Consider the following 13,094-nt stretch of genomic DNA (forward strand, 5'->3'; position numbering starts at 1 on the left):
TTTGTGCGCCCATGGGACACAAATTGGCCACATTGAACGGCCCGGTCCTCTTGACAATACCTGCGACCGTGATTAAGACGCTGGCCGCTTAGGGGGATACAGCACTACCCCGCCCATGAAACAATCGGACTGGCTCACATCTACCCGTAGGGAGCAGGAGACACAGCACGATGCGCATCGGAGTTCTCACCGCAGGCGGCGACTGCCCCGGCCTCAACGCTGTGATCCGGTCGGTGGTGCACCGCGCGGTCGCCGGCCACGGAGACGAGGTGATCGGGTTCGAGGACGGCTTCAAGGGCCTTCTCGACGGCCGTCACCACAAGCTCGACCTCGACGCCGTCAGCGGCATCCTCGCCCGCGGCGGCACCATCCTCGGTTCCTCCCGGCTGGAGCGCGCCCGGCTGCGCGAGGCATGCGAGACCTCGAAGGACCACGCGCGTGACTACGGGATAGATGTGCTGATCCCGATCGGCGGCGAGGGCACCCTCACCGCGGCGCGGATGCTCTCCGAGGCCGGGCTGCCGATCGTCGGCGTCCCGAAGACGATCGACAACGACATCTCCTCCACCGACCGCACCTTCGGCTTCGACACCGCCGTCGGCGTCGCCACCGAGGCGATGGACCGGCTGAAGACCACCGCCGAATCGCATCAGCGGGTCATGGTCGTCGAGGTCATGGGGCGCCACGCGGGCTGGATCGCGCTGGAGTCGGGGATGGCCGGCGGCGCCCACGGCATCTGCCTGCCTGAGCGGCCCTTCGAGGTCGACGGGCTGGTGAAGATGGTCGAGGAGCGGTTCGCCCGCGGCAAGAAGTTCGCGGTCATCTGCGTCGCCGAGGGCGCGCATCCGGCCGAGGGCTCCATGGAGTACCAGAAGGGCGCGATCGACCAGTACGGCCATGAGCGGTTCACCGGTATCGGCAACCGCCTCGCGGCCGAGCTGGAGCGGCGCCTGGGCAAGGAGGCCCGCCCGGTCATCCTGGGCCATGTGCAGCGCGGCGGCACGCCCACCGCGTACGACCGCGTGCTGGCCACCCGCTTCGGCTGGCACGCCGTCGAGGCGGCGCACCGGGGCGACTTCGGCATGATGACCGCGCTGCGCGGCACGGACATCACGATGGTGCCGATCGCCGAGGCGGTCACCGAGCTCAAGACCGTTCCGGTCGAGCGGATGGACGAGGCCGAGTCGGTCTTCTGACCCGTCACGCCCTGGCGATCTTGCGCTCGTTGGGCGCTCACTCCCGGTCGCCGCCGTGTTCCCGCCCCTCTGGTACTGTCCCCGCCTGATCAAGGGGGAACTGGTCAGGAGATGTGAGGAGTTAAGGGCGGGATGCGTGGTTTATGGGGCCGTGCGCGGCAGCGCCGCAAGCCCCTCGTCGTACTGATGGCGGTGGTGGGGATCGCGGGAGCCGTCCTCGCGACCCGGGACAGCGGCGGCGGCCATCTCGCCGCCAACCAGGCCCAGTTGAGGAAGGCGTGCGACGGCACCCTGCCGTACGGGGACCTCGAACGGCTGGTGCGTGACGAGCGGCCGGGCAAGCTCAGACAGCACGGCACGATGCTCGCCCCCGGCCAGGAGAGCCGTTCGTTGCTGGACTGCTCGCTGTCCTGGGGAGACGGATACGGGGTCACGGTCCATGCCGAGGCGCTGGTGTCCGATGTCCCCCAGGCAGTCGAGGCCCGGGACCTCCTGGAACCGGCCGGTGGCCATGGCACCTTCGTGGCACCGGGCACCACCGGCCAGTACGGCAAGCGGGGGGCTTGGCTGGTCACCGACTGCCTGGGCGGGCTCGGCGGCCGGGTCCGGCCCACGACCGATCTCTATGTGACGGCCCGGGTGACGGACGGGACTGACGGGGCAGAAGAGGCCGACGAGGCAGACGACGCCGACGAGGCGATGGCGGGGAACGGCAAGCCGGACCGCGCCACCGCGCTCCTCGGCTTCCGTACCGCCGTACAGGTCGCCAACGTTCTCACCAAGGCCCAGCGCTGCGGCTCCGGCCCGCTCGCGATGCCGAAAACCGTGGTGGACACGGACGAGACCCATGGTGCGCCCGGCCGGGCCCTGCGCAAATGCGAGTGGATCGACGGCTCCTCGCTCCCCGGCATCGCCTCCGGCTCCTGGACCACCCTCGGCGATCTGCAGGAGTCCACCGCCCTGAGCGCCTGCTCCGGGGAGTGGGACGCGCAGAAGAACGCCGGTAAGCGCCCGCGCCCGAAGGAGTGGCAGGTCACCGAGGTCGAGGCGGCCAGTTGGTCGGGAGTCCTCGGCCGGTCCGCCTACGACTCCTATGAACGCGAGGGCCATGTGCCCGGGTGGGGAGCGCAGGAGGGCGAGAGCCCCTCAGAAGCCGGTTCCGAGGCGGACTCCGAGGCGGACGCCGATCGTGGTGTGCGGCAGGAGGACCGTGTCTCCTCCTACGCCGGACGGCCCCAACTCGCCCTGTGGGCCCAGTCGGTGTGCGGTGGCCGCACCACCTACCACCGGGTCGCCGTCCTCCCCGAGATCCGGCTCGAGGACGGCGAGACCACCGTCATCAGCGGCAAGGACCGCGCCAGGCTCTCCACCACCGCCCGTACCGTCCTCGATCGCTATCTCGACGCCGAGGACGGCTGGCCCGTATCGGCGGACTGCCGCGACACCAAGGTGCTCGGGGAGGTGGAGCAGTGGCACTGACCCGACCCACACTCACCCGGCGCGGGGTCCGGGCCCTGGCGGCCGTCACGGTGGCGCTGGCCGCCCTCACCGGAGCGATCGTCTGGTTCGCGGGCAGCGAGGACCGGGCGCTGGACGGGGCCTGCGACGGGGTGCTTCCGGTCGGCGACGTCCGCTCGGTGCTCGGCGAGGACGCCGAACTGGACGTGACCAACCGCACCGAGGGCGCCTTCGGGGACAAGGCCGCCAAAAGCGGGGGCAAGCGAGCCAACAGCCTGTCCGTCCGCTGCCGGATCGCCGCCGAGGGCACCGGCCACATCGCCGTCACCATCGCGGGCTCGCCCCGTCCCCGCGCCGAGTACGGATACGGCGAGCTCTACGCCGCCGTACCCGCGAGCCACACGCTTCCCGTCCCCCTCGGCAACGGCTGGTCCGGCCTGTTCGCCGCCGAGACCGCACGGCTGGACGACGCCGAGGACGGCACGGCCACCACCGCCGTGCTCCTCGACTGCGCCCGGCGCGGCGACAGCCTGCTGATCACCGTCGAGACCGCGCTGCGCGGCGCCACCACCCTCGACGACCCCGCCGTCCGCCCCGACTTCGTCCGCACCGCCACCGCCACCGCCGAGGCGGCCAACGACCACTGGGGCTGCGGCGCCCGCCTGGGCACACCCGTCCGTACGGTCGGCCTGCCGGTGAACGAGGACGAGTACGAACCGCTGCTCGGCGCCAAGGGCACCTGCGCGGCCGTCCCCACCGCCTCCCGCTCCGCCGTCTCCACGGCCCGCGAGACCGCCCGCGACCGCGCACCGCGCGAGAGCTGCGTCCTCGGCACGCGGGACGGCTCCCCGCTCTACCGTCTTGAGGCGTACTACGGCCCGTACGCGGAGGACGCCCGCTCCCAGTACACCCGGGACTACGACTACGAGAACGTGACCCCCGCCGAGAAGCCCGCCGGGCGGCTCGGCCAGAGCGCCTACTGGGCCGGTGCCACCTGCCCGCGCGGCGCCGAGTCCGCCCTCTACCTCATCCGCGCCGCCGACGCCGACGGCGAAACCCGCCGCCGCCCCGACCTCGCCTACGAACGCGCCGCCCTGGCGGCTTTCGCCGCCGCCTCGGCCGAACACCACGGCTGCGCGGCGCCGAGCCTGCCCAAGGGCTGAACCATGGGCCGACCCGGCCGAAGCGCCCGACCCGGCGGCGGCGCCGTCATCCCTTGACGGCGCCGCCCAGGGCGAAGCCGCCGCCCAGGCGGCGGGAGATCAGGACGTAGAGCAGGAGCACGGGCGTCGAGTAGAGGATCGAGAAGGCGGCCAGCTGGCCGTAGACGACCTGGCCGTAGTTGCCGAAGAAGGTGAAGATCGAGACGGACGCGGGGAGTTGTTCGGGGGAGAGCAGCAGCATGAAGGGGACGAAGAAGTTTCCCCACATCATGATGAAGCTGTAGATCATCACCACCGTGATGCCCGGGCCCATCAGCGGCAGGATGACCCGGGTCAGGCTCTGCAGCCAGGACGCGCCGTCGGTCCAGGCGGCCTCTTCGAGGATCACCGGCACGCCGTCCATGAAGTTCTTCATCAGCCAGACCGCGAAGGGGAGTTGGGAGGCGGCGAGGAAGAGCGCCGTGCCGGACATGGTGTCGATGAGGTCCACCTGGACGAAGAGTCCGTAGACCGGAACCATGATCGCGGTGATCGGCAGACAGGTGGTGAAGAGCACCGTCAGCAGATACGGGCGTACGACGCGGGAGCGGAAGCGGGAGAGGGGATAGGCGGCCAGCGCCGCGCAGGCGACGGTCAGGATGGTGGCGCCGCCGCACAGCAGCAGGCTGTTGAGCATCGGCGTGAAGGTGATCTCGTCCGTCCACACCGCCGAGAAGTTGTCCAGCGTGGGCGAGCCGGGCGCCGAGACCCGCAGGGTGGCGTCGCTGTCGATGGAGGCCAGGACCAGCCAGGCGAGCGGGAGCAGGAACGCGGCCGCGATGAGCAGCAGCGCGGCGTCGGCGGCCAGTCGGCGGCGTCGGCTCGGGGACCAGCGGGGGCGTGGGCGGGACGTGGCGGAGCCGGGCCATGGGCGGGCGGGGCGGGCGGAGAGCGTGGACAACCTCGGACCTCCTCGCGCGCTTGCGAGCGCAGTCGATCAGCGTGCCGTCCATGTAACCGGTTGCCGCTCGCGTTGGGGAAGACGCGTGCGCGGTTCGCTCGCCTTACGGCGTCGGCTTACGGTGTGGACTTACGGCGTCGCCTTACGGCGTCGGCGGGGCGATGTCCACCGGCTGGTCGTTCCGCAGCTGGTCGAAGAGGCGCCTCGCCTGCGTCACGTTCCACTGCACGGCGCTGCCCTTGGAGGTCCGGAGGTTGGGGTTGGCCACCGGGACGTTGAGCTGTCGGCCGTCGCCCGAGGTGACGCCCTTCATCGCCTCGAACAGGGACATCAGGTTCCGCAGGCCCATGTCCTTGTCCACGATGAGCGTGTCCAGGCCCGCGCGTACGGTCGGGAAGGCCGCGAACGGGTTGGCCAGGACACCCGGTGTGGCGGCCTTGTCGGCGAGGGCGGCCAGGAACTTCTGCTGGTTCTGGGTGCGGCCCAGGTCGCCCTTGGCCTCCTGCTTGCGCTGGCGGACGAAGGCGAGCGCCTTGGCGCCGTCGAGGGTGTGGCAGCCCTTCTGCAGGTCCAGCCCGGACTTGGGGTCCTTGATGTCGCGGTCCACGCACATCCGTACCCCGCCGACCGCGTCCACGACGTCCACGAATCCGGAGAAGCCGATCTCCGCGTAGTGGTCGATGCGCAGCCCCGTGTTGCGCTCGATGGTCGAGACGAGGAGATCGGGACCGCCCATCGAGTACGCCGCGTTCAGCTTGTTCTGGGACGGGGCGAAGGTCTTGCCGGTGTCGGGGCGGAGGAACCCCGGGATGGTCACCCAGGAGTCGCGCGGCAGGCTCATCATCGTGGTGCCGTTGGAGCCGGTGTGCAGCACCATCATCGAGTCGGTGCGGCGGCCCTCGGCCGAGCCGGTGCGCAGGTTCTTCCTGGCCTGCTCGGAGAGGCCCTCCCGGCTGTCGGAGCCCACGATGAGGTAGTTGGTGCCCTTGCCGGGCGGTGGGCGGTCCGGTGATTTGCCGAGGTCGACCTCGCGGTTGAGCTGGGTGTCGGCCCAGACGTAGGCGCTGCCGGAGGCCAGGAGCAGCGCGGAGACGGTCACGATGGCCAGCCGGATGATCCGGCGGCGCCGGCTGAGGGGTTCCTTGGGGGCGCGGCGCCGGACGGTGGGGGTGGGGGTGGAGGTGGGTTCGGGTTCGGGTTCGGGTGTGGGGGTGAGTGTGGGAGCGCTGACGGTCTCCTCGCCCCTGCGGTAGGGGGCGGGTTTCGTCGGGACGCCGGGGGTTCCCTGCGCGGGCATGCTCTGGGTGGTCCCCTGCATGGGGATGCTCTGCGTCTCCGCCGTGGAGATGTCCCAGGCCCGCCCCGACGGCCGGTTCGCGGCGGCCCACCCGTCCAACCGATCGCTCATGGGCGCAGTCTGCCCAGCGGACGGAGGGGCCCGCCGTCGCTTCATAGAGCTATGACAACTTCGGTGCGGCGTTGAACGCGGGGGTGGTCCCCATCCGTCAGGTCGCCGATGCCGTCACGTCGATGCCGTCACTTCCATACCGTCACTTCGATGTCAGGCTCCGGTACGCGGGCGCCTCGCCCAGCGCCTGGGCGGCCGTCCCCGAGCGCTGGATGCGGTGCCACCGCAGCCGCGTCCCGAGCAGGAGGGCGACCACGGACTGGATGACCACCAGATACATCAGTTGCCGGTAGACGAAGAGCTGGAAGGGCAGGGACCACAGCGCCCGCATCCGCTCACCGTCCAGCCGCAGCGCGTATCCGGCGCAGACCATCTGGATCGCGAGATAGCCGAGCCACACCCCGGCCGCCTGCCCCGGGTCGAGGAAGAGCGCACCGTACAGGGCGAAGAGGTCGATCACGGGCGCCAGCAGCGGCAGCAGCACCTGGAAGAGCGTGAGATAGCTGAGCCCCCGGCGGCCGAACCGCCCCACCGAGCCCAGGGAGACCACCGCGCGGCGGTGCTTCCACATGGCCTGGAGGGTGCCGTATCCCCAGCGGTAGCGCTGGCGCCAGAGCTGGCGCAGGGAGGTGGGCACCTCGGTCCAGGCGACGGCGGTCTCCTCGTACACGACCCGCCAACCGGCCCGCCACAGCGCCATGGTGAGGTCGGTGTCCTCGGCGAGGGTGTCCTCGCTGACCCCGCCGACGCCCATCAGCGCGTCCCGCCGGAAGGCCCCGATGGCGCCGGGCACGGTCGGCATGCACTCCAGCACCTCGAACATCCGCCGGTCGAGGTTGAAGCCGAAGACGTACTCCAGATGCTGCCACCGGCCCAGCAGGCTGCGCCGGTTGCCGACCTTGGTGTTGCCACTGACGGCGCCGATGGCCGGATGGGCGAGGGGCTGGATGAGCTGGTGGACGGCGTCCGGTTCGAAGACGGTGTCGGCGTCGACCATCACCACGATGTCGTGCCGGGTGTGGGCCAGCCCGGTGTTGAGGGCGGCGGCCTTGCCCGCGTTGGGCTGGCGGACCACCAGCACCCGGGGGTCGTTGACGCTCTCGGCGATATCGACCGTACGGTCCGTCGACCCGTCGTCGATCACGACGATCTGCAGGCGCTGATGGGTGGAGGCGAGCAGCGAACGGATGGTGGCCTCGATGCCCGCCTCCTCGTTGTACGCGGGGATGAGTACCGTCACCGGCTCGTTCACCTCGCGCAGCCAGGGCGCGCCGGGCCGGAAGCGGGTGAGCCGCCGGACATGGGTACGGGCGAACAGCACGAGCATCAGCAGCCGCAGCACCCCCAGCGCCCCCGCGATCCCCAGCACCCAGGTCATGGTGGACACGAAGCCGCGGCCGATGGCCGCGACCCAGATCAGCGCCTTGCCCTCCCAGCGTTCGAGGTCGGAGACCGGCACGTCGACCGGGGGCACGCCGAGCCCGCCGGTCACGGTGGTGAACTTCTTCGCCCGCGGGTCCTTCAGCAGCTTCTCGGTCTCCTGGTACGCGGTGTCGGTCTGGCTGAACTGCCGGACCACGCCCTGCGCGGGCTTCTTGGCCGACCGGTCGGCGGCCACCAGCGCGTACCCCTCCTCGGCGACCCGCCGCGCGGCCTGCCACTCGTCGCCGCACAGCGTGTCCACATCGGTGGTCAGCGGCAGCCGCAGCAGCCTCGGCTGGACCCCCACCGAGCCCGCCAGCGCCGACTCGGTGAGGGACAGCTCCATCCGGGAGCGGGTGGGGGAGGCCGTGCCCATGTCGGCGCCGGTGTAGGTGTTCGACCCGATCTCATGGCCCTCGGCGCGGATCCGGCGTACGAGATCCGGGTACTGGGCCGCCTTGGCGCCGGAGACGAAGAACGTGGCCCGCGCGTCGTACCTGCGCAGCAGGTCCAGCAGGCGCGGGGTCTGGACGGGGTCGGGCCCGCCGTCGTAGGTGAGCGCGACCGTTCCGGCGGGCATGCCCACGGTCCGCACCTGATCGCCGTTGATCTGCACCACCGGCCCACCGTCGGCCAGGGCCCGGGGCACCGGGCTGGTGCAGGGCCGTCGCGCCTTCGCCGCGTCGACCTCATGGGTGGTCCAGCCCTGGAACATCAGCAGGCCGAACATGACGGGAAGGACGAGGAGCAGAAGCAGCCAGTGCGCGCGCGGGTCACGGGACCGCTTGTGCCGGCCCCCTCGGGACAAGTGGCTGGATTCCTGGCGTTTTTTCGACCGGTTGCCCTCAAACATGATTGGTCGCACGGTAGTTGCGGGGGGCGGAGCGGGTCCGGTGATGCAGCGCGAATGGATAAGAATTCCCGGGTCGCCACCCGCCGCGCCGCCGGATCACGTAGTGCACCCGTGGAAGCGGGCCACCTCCGCGAGGCGGCTCTGCTTGACTGACGCCCATGACCTCTGCTGATGCGTCCGTCTTCGAGACCACCAGGCCCGCGTCCGCCGACTACCTCACCCGGTTCGCCGCGAGCGACGCCGGGCGCGACTACAAGGCGCGGATGCTGGACGCGCTCGACCTCCGGGCCGGGCTGACCGTCCTCGACGCGGGCTGCGGCCCCGGTGCCGATCTCCCCGCCCTCGCGGAGGCGGTCGCCCCCGGCGGTACGGTCATCGGGATCGACCGCGACCAGGAGATGCTGGACGGGGCGGCGGCGCGCACCGCCGCACATCCGTGCGTCGAGCTGCGGCGCGGCGATGTCCAGGCCCTCCCCCTGGACGACGCCGCGGTGGACCGCGCCCGCACCGACCGGGTGCTGCAGTGGGTGGACGACCCGGCGCGGGCCCTCGCCGAGTTCCACCGGGTCCTGCGGCCGGGCGGGCGGCTGGTGATGGGCGAGCCCGACTGGGACACCTTCGCCGTCGACCACCCCCACTCGTCGCTCTCCCGCGCCTACACCCGCCATATCACCGAGCAGGTGATCCGCAACGCGGCCATCGGCCGCCAGCTCGCCCGTCTCGCCACCGACGCCGGGTTCCGCGTGCCGGAGGTCATTCCGGTCACCCAGGTCTTCCGCGATGTCCGCGTGGCGGACCGGGTCTTCGGATTCGAGCGCAACACCCGCCGCGCCGTCGAGGCCGGTTACCTCAGCGAGTACCAGGCGGGCGTCTGGCTGCACCACCTCGCCCACCGCCCGTTCTTCGCCTCGGCGACGCTGTACGTGGTGGTGGCGGAGGCGTAAGCCGGTCGTGCCGCGGCCTCAGGCGGACCTGAACCAGGTGGCCAGCGCCTCGTGCAGGCCGTCGCTCGTCGTGCCCTGCCAGGCGACGTAGCAGTCCGGCCGGAGGAGCAGGGCCGTGTCGAGGCCGGGGGCGGGCACGGTGTCGACGTGCGCCGCCCAGGGGCCCGGGTCGAGGGTGGCGGTGGGGTCCAGGAGGAGGGGGCGGGCGGCGCGGGTCAGGTCGCGCAGGCCCGGCAGGTCCGGGGCCCAGTGGCCGACGAGCGGGCCGGTCGCCGGGCCCATGTCGTAGGTGATGTCCGCGCCGGCGAGCAGCCCCGCGATGTGTCGCCGGGGCGCGGGCTGGTCGAGCAGTTCGCCGAACAGCTCGCGCAGCGCCGTCACTTCGCCGCCCGGCCGGGTCAGCAGCGATTGCGCCTGCGTGTGCATCGCGACCCGCCGCGCCGCCGGGTGCCGTTCCGACTCGTACGTGTCCAGCAGCCCCTCCGCCGCGTGGCCGCGCACCTCCGCCGCCAGCTTCCAGCCGAGGTTCACCGCGTCCTGGAGGCCCAGGTTGAGCCCCGGGCCGCCGATCGCCGAGTGCACATGCGCGGCGTCGCCGAGCAGCAGGACCCGGCCCGCGCGGTAGCGCTCGGCGATCCGGGTGTTGCCGCCGAACAGCCGCCGCATCAGGTGTGGTCCGGGCCCGGTCGGCGGGGAGAGGGTAATGTCCGCGCCGAGTACCCGGCGGGCGCTGGCCCGCAGTTCGTCCAGCGATGCCTCGCCCTCCGGGGGCTGCCCCCACTCCACGGTGGTCAGCTTCGGGTCACCGTCCGGGGACGGCGCCCAGGCGATCAGCCCGTGCTCGGTCCGCAGATGCTGGAACGGCGGGACGGCGCCGAAACCGGGCACGGTGAGGCTGCCGTCCGGGCGGATCAGGTGTGCGGGCACGCTCACATGTCCGGTGCGCGACACCGAGTCGTCGCTCGTCACGCCAGGGAAGTCGATGCCGGTGAGCTTGCGGATCGTGCTGCGCCCGCCGTCCGCGCCGACCATGAACTCCGCCTCGATCGGCGCCCGTTCGCGCAGCTCGACCGTCACCGACTTCTCGCCCTGTGTCAGCCCGATGACCTCGTGGTCGCGCCGGATGTCCACACCCAGCTCCGCCGCGCGCTCGGTGAGCATCCGCTCGATCCGGAGCTGCGGCACGAGGAGTGTGTAGAGCGGGTTGTCCGGCAGATCGCTCAGGTCGAGCGGGAACGCGCCGAACGTGAAACGGGGCGCCGGTTCGGGCGTGGTGCCGGGCGTGGCCAGCCGCTCGTACAGCCCGCGCCGGTCGAGCATGCGGATGACCTGGCCCACGAGGCCGTTCGCGCGCTGCGTGTCGGTGGGTTCGGTGAGGCGTTCCAGGACGACCGGGCGTACACCGGCCAGGGCGAGTTCGCAGGCGAGCATCAGGCCGTTCGGCCCCGCGCCTGCGATGACGACCTCGATCATGAATTCCCTTTCGGGGGAGGGGAGTTAGGGGTTCTGCGCGGTGGACAGCCCCGCCGCGAGCCGGGCGAGGGCCTCCGTGAGCAGGCGGCGCACCGGCACGGGTGGATCGGTGCGGAGATGGTGCGCGATGGCGGTGTGTACGGCGGCCACCACCGCTGACGCCACGAGGTGCGGATACAGGTCCTGATCGAGGTCACCGCCGGTGCGTTCGGCGATCGCCGCCGTGATCTCGGCCTCGGCGGTCGCCCCGGCGCGCAGCATCTCGCCCCGCAGCGCCGGTTCGGTGACCATCACGCGCACGCCCGCCGTCCACTGCGCCGCGTCGGTGGCGGGGGGATGGGTCATCGACTCCGCGTCCGCCGCGAACTGCAGCAGTACGGAGTCGGTGATCGCGTCCCACAGCGGCTCGGTCGGCCGTTCGCGCAGCGCCTCCGCGATGCGCACGAAGCGGTCGAGGTGGCGGAACGCGATCGCCTCGGCCTTGCTCGAGAAGTAGTTGTTGAACGTACGCGGCGAGACACCGGCCGCCTCGGCGATGTCCTCCACCTTGACCTTGTCGAACCCGCGCTCCACGGTCAGCCGGATCGCGGCCCAGCTCAGTGCCGCGTGCGTCTGGGCCTTCTTGCGCTCTCGCAGTCCCATGCGACCGAGAGTAGCAATTTTTGCGCGCCCCGCAAATGTGCGGGGCACGCAATTTTTGTTAGAGCTAGGCTTGGGTCGGTGAGCTGGTCAGGTCCAGCTCGGCCCAGATCTCCTTGCCAACGGTCCGCTCGCGCACGCCCCAACGCGCGGCGAGGGCGCGGACGATGAGCAGGCCCCGGCCGTGCCTGTCGCGGGGCGACGGATGGCGGGGCCGGGGGAGTCGCTCGCCCCGGGGATCGGATACGGCGATACGTAAGCGGGTTTTGGTGAGGGTGAGCTGAACCCGGAAGAGCCGCCCGGGGATGCGGGCATGCCGTACGGCGTTGGTGGCCAGCTCGGACACGATCAGCGCGGCGTCGTCGGCGAGCGCGGGATGCCCCCACTCGGCGACGAGTCGCGTGGCGTGCTGGCGGGCCCTGGTCACGCTTATCGGTGTCGGGACGTAGTCGACGCTGCCCTCTTCGATGACGGGGTCGCTGGGGTCCGGGATCCGGGGGTCTTGGGGCGCGAATGCCATCGCGTACCTCCAGTGGGCAGGGCAGGGCGGAGCGCGTCCGCCAACTGACGTCCCTGTGCGAGCGGTTCATCACGGACCGTAGCCCCGTGGCGCTGATCAGTTCAACTCCACTGAGGAAAATTCAACCGATCTCGCTTGCGGGGGTGCTTCGCTACGCTCCACACTGGCGTCACATCACGGAGGAGAGGTTCACGGTGACAGAGGGTCAGTCCACCCAAGGGAACAGCACATCAAGCGTCTTGGGGAGGAGACTGGGCGCCGAGCTGATGAGCCTCCGGACCAGAGCGGGCCTGACGCAGACGCACGCGGCGAAGGCGCTGAGCGCTTCGACGGGCAAGGTCGCCAAGATGGAGGGCGGGTGGGTTCCGGTCCGGGACCCGGATGTCCGAGCGCTCTGTGAGCTCTACGGTGCGACGGACGCTGAGACCGTAGGCCCGCTGCTGGAGTTGGCGCGCATCGACCGCGAACGCCGCAAGGCGAAGGGTTGGTGGAACGATGTCGCACTCACAAGGACGATGCGGGAATACGTACCCCTTGAGAACGCGGCCACGGCTGTCAAGGCATGGCAGGTGTCGCTCATTCCTGGGCTGCTCCAAACCCCGGACTACATTCGGTCGTTGCGACGTGAGTGGGTTCCAGATGATCACCCCGATCAGGTCGAGGCGTTCGTCGCCTCCAGGGCTGCTCGTCAGCAGCGGCTTTCCGGGGACAAGCCGCTCGCCCTCTGGGTCATCATTTCGGAGGCGGCGCTGCGTGTTCCCGGCGGCGAGCCCGAGATGCTGCGGAAGCAGTTGGCGAGCCTCCTCGACTGGAGCGAGCGTCCCAATGTCACGATTCAGGTGCTTCCTTTCGGCGCGGGGATGACTCGAGCGCTCGCGGGCTCCTTCAACGTTCTCTCGTTCGCCGAGCCGGGCGCCATGGACGTGGTGTTCCTGGAATTGGCGTTCTCCACCACATGGGTTGAGGGTGGCGAAGGCGCGGCGCAGCACGTAAGACTGTTCGAGGAGACTGCGCGGGGCGCGCTGCCCGAGGCCGAGTCCCGAGCCTTCATCGGGGCACTCATCAAAGGACTGTGAGC

At 71.0% G+C, this 13,094-nt stretch carries 11 protein-coding genes; 5 read left to right on the top strand and 6 right to left on the bottom strand.

The genetic code is table 11. The features are described from left to right. Positions 1-170: 170 nt before the first annotated feature. The 3 genes from CGL27_RS32290 to CGL27_RS32300 all read left to right on the top strand — a co-directional run bounded on the left by CGL27_RS32290 (position 171) and on the right by CGL27_RS32300 (position 3,817). Positions 171-1,196, top strand: a complete 1,026-nt coding sequence (locus CGL27_RS32290) for an ATP-dependent 6-phosphofructokinase (RefSeq protein WP_078643734.1) — start codon at positions 171-173, stop codon at positions 1,194-1,196. Positions 1,197-1,328: 132 nt separating this feature from the next. Then, entirely contained in the window at positions 1,329-2,675 is a 1,347-nt protein-coding gene (locus CGL27_RS32295; RefSeq protein WP_119991520.1) for a hypothetical protein, read from the top strand. Continuing rightward, on the top strand, positions 2,666-3,817 hold the full coding sequence (locus tag CGL27_RS32300) for a hypothetical protein (RefSeq protein WP_119991521.1): 1,152 nt from the start codon (positions 2,666-2,668) through the stop codon (positions 3,815-3,817). The genes CGL27_RS32295 and CGL27_RS32300 overlap by 10 nt, the downstream gene beginning before the upstream one ends. A gap of 46 nt (positions 3,818-3,863) precedes the next feature. Here CGL27_RS32300 and CGL27_RS32305 read toward each other — a convergent pair whose 3' ends face one another. From CGL27_RS32305 to CGL27_RS32315, 3 genes are all read right to left on the bottom strand, one after another. Then, entirely contained in the window at positions 3,864-4,664 is an 801-nt protein-coding gene (locus CGL27_RS32305; RefSeq protein WP_119994652.1) for a carbohydrate ABC transporter permease, read from the bottom strand. Between the two features lie 235 nt (positions 4,665-4,899). Further along, complete coding sequence (locus tag CGL27_RS32310; RefSeq protein ID WP_119991522.1) at positions 4,900-6,165, bottom strand: LCP family protein; 1,266 nt, start codon at positions 6,163-6,165, stop codon at positions 4,900-4,902. Between the two features lie 142 nt (positions 6,166-6,307). After that, positions 6,308-8,440 (bottom strand): bifunctional polysaccharide deacetylase/glycosyltransferase family 2 protein, encoded by a 2,133-nt coding sequence (locus CGL27_RS32315; protein ID WP_119991523.1) that lies wholly within the window; start codon positions 8,438-8,440, stop codon positions 6,308-6,310. Between the two features lie 158 nt (positions 8,441-8,598). Here CGL27_RS32315 and CGL27_RS32320 point away from each other — a divergent pair, with 158 nt between their 5' ends. Continuing rightward, positions 8,599-9,384 (top strand): methyltransferase domain-containing protein, encoded by a 786-nt coding sequence (locus CGL27_RS32320; protein ID WP_119991524.1) that lies wholly within the window; start codon positions 8,599-8,601, stop codon positions 9,382-9,384. A gap of 18 nt (positions 9,385-9,402) precedes the next feature. Here CGL27_RS32320 and CGL27_RS32325 read toward each other — a convergent pair whose 3' ends face one another. The 3 genes from CGL27_RS32325 to CGL27_RS32335 all read right to left on the bottom strand — a co-directional run bounded on the left by CGL27_RS32325 (position 9,403) and on the right by CGL27_RS32335 (position 12,016). Further along, entirely contained in the window at positions 9,403-10,857 is a 1,455-nt protein-coding gene (locus tag CGL27_RS32325; RefSeq protein ID WP_119991525.1) for an FAD-dependent monooxygenase, read from the bottom strand. A gap of 24 nt (positions 10,858-10,881) precedes the next feature. Next, entirely contained in the window at positions 10,882-11,499 is a 618-nt protein-coding gene (locus CGL27_RS32330) for a TetR family transcriptional regulator (protein ID WP_119991526.1), read from the bottom strand. Between the two features lie 64 nt (positions 11,500-11,563). Then, the gene (locus CGL27_RS32335) at positions 11,564-12,016 is read right to left on the bottom strand and encodes an ATP-binding protein (RefSeq protein WP_119994653.1); all 453 of its coding nucleotides are present in this window, start codon (positions 12,014-12,016) and stop codon (positions 11,564-11,566) included. A gap of 86 nt (positions 12,017-12,102) precedes the next feature. On the opposite strand from CGL27_RS32335, the gene CGL27_RS32340 reads away from it, so the two are divergent. After that, positions 12,103-13,092, top strand: a complete 990-nt coding sequence (locus CGL27_RS32340) for a helix-turn-helix transcriptional regulator (protein ID WP_240450717.1) — start codon at positions 12,103-12,105, stop codon at positions 13,090-13,092. Positions 13,093-13,094 lie beyond the last annotated feature (2 nt).

The organism is Streptomyces sp. 11-1-2 (genome assembly GCF_003595545.1).
Taxonomy (GTDB): Bacteria; Actinomycetota; Actinomycetes; order Streptomycetales; family Streptomycetaceae; genus Streptomyces; species Streptomyces hygroscopicus_B.

Excerpts from the sequence above, each read along its gene's own strand:
- CGL27_RS32325 (WP_119991525.1), bottom strand. The coding sequence starts at position 10,857 with ATGATCGAGGTCGTCATCGCAGGCGCGGGGCCGAACGGCCTGATGCTC.
- CGL27_RS32320 (WP_119991524.1), top strand. The coding sequence starts at position 8,599 with ATGACCTCTGCTGATGCGTCCGTCTTCGAGACCACCAGGCCCGCGTCC.
- CGL27_RS32295 (WP_119991520.1), top strand. The coding sequence starts at position 1,329 with ATGCGTGGTTTATGGGGCCGTGCGCGGCAGCGCCGCAAGCCCCTCGTC.
- CGL27_RS32290 (WP_078643734.1), top strand. The coding sequence starts at position 171 with ATGCGCATCGGAGTTCTCACCGCAGGCGGCGACTGCCCCGGCCTCAAC.
- CGL27_RS32310 (WP_119991522.1), bottom strand. The coding sequence starts at position 6,165 with ATGAGCGATCGGTTGGACGGGTGGGCCGCCGCGAACCGGCCGTCGGGG.
- CGL27_RS32330 (WP_119991526.1), bottom strand. The coding sequence starts at position 11,499 with ATGGGACTGCGAGAGCGCAAGAAGGCCCAGACGCACGCGGCACTGAGC.
- CGL27_RS32315 (WP_119991523.1), bottom strand. The coding sequence starts at position 8,440 with ATGTTTGAGGGCAACCGGTCGAAAAAACGCCAGGAATCCAGCCACTTG.
- CGL27_RS32335 (WP_119994653.1), bottom strand. The coding sequence starts at position 12,016 with ATGGCATTCGCGCCCCAAGACCCCCGGATCCCGGACCCCAGCGACCCC.